This is a genomic window from Pedobacter sp. 01N416, assembly GCF_056399685.1.
Genome location: NZ_JBFTRT010001026.1, coordinates 1 through 615, shown reverse-complemented (window position 1 = coordinate 615; position 615 = coordinate 1). Strand labels below are relative to the sequence as shown.

Annotated in this window: 1 protein-coding gene and 1 pseudogene; both read right to left on the bottom strand. The window is 36.7% G+C overall.

What is annotated here, in order from left to right; genetic code table 11:
- Positions 1 to 487: DUF1345 domain-containing protein (locus AC1DND_RS29050; protein WP_477586466.1), on the bottom strand; the 487-nt coding region annotated here is incomplete at its 3' end.
- A 4-nt stretch (positions 488 to 491) separates the two neighbouring features.
- Positions 492 to 615 (bottom strand): annotated as a pseudogene (locus AC1DND_RS29045) (SAM-dependent methyltransferase); the annotation flags it as partial.

Sequence of the window (615 nt, the reverse complement as noted above, 5' to 3'; positions counted from 1 at the left end):
CATCATCTCCAGGAAATTCAAGTCCTGCTCCTTTTTTATTTGAATGCCCTTTTTTATTATCCCCATAATAAAGATGTGCATAACGCATGCTAAAAGTGGTATGCACCAAAAACCACGATAAAAACATACCTGTTATGGCTACTACTAAATCGAGTGGGTCAATATCTTTATTAATCAGCAACAAAATTACGGCAAGCAGACCAGCAAAGGTAGAAACCAACACAATGGCAAAAATTTCGCCCCGGGTTTCATCCTGCATTTTCGCTTTAAGATGTGTTTCGGCAGCGGAAGTATGAAAAAACATATACCAATGGAGGGTAATCAGCATCAAACAAAATGCATCCCAGCCCAGCATAATGTGTGTAAGCACACTCATTTTAATAAAAAGCGAAACCAAATAAAAAGCAATCCCTAAAAAAAGACTAATCAACAAAATAAACAGCGCTGACCGTTTTTGGATACCTTCTAATTTCGGTTCGATTTCCATTTTCTTAAAATTTAAGCTTAAAGTGTTCTTTTGCCTGTCCTTTTTTAAAGTAAACCAAGCCGATCCAGAACAAATCTACTGTTATGGTAACATCAGGATGGTTTTTAATTTCAGCCCAGGCTTCTTTT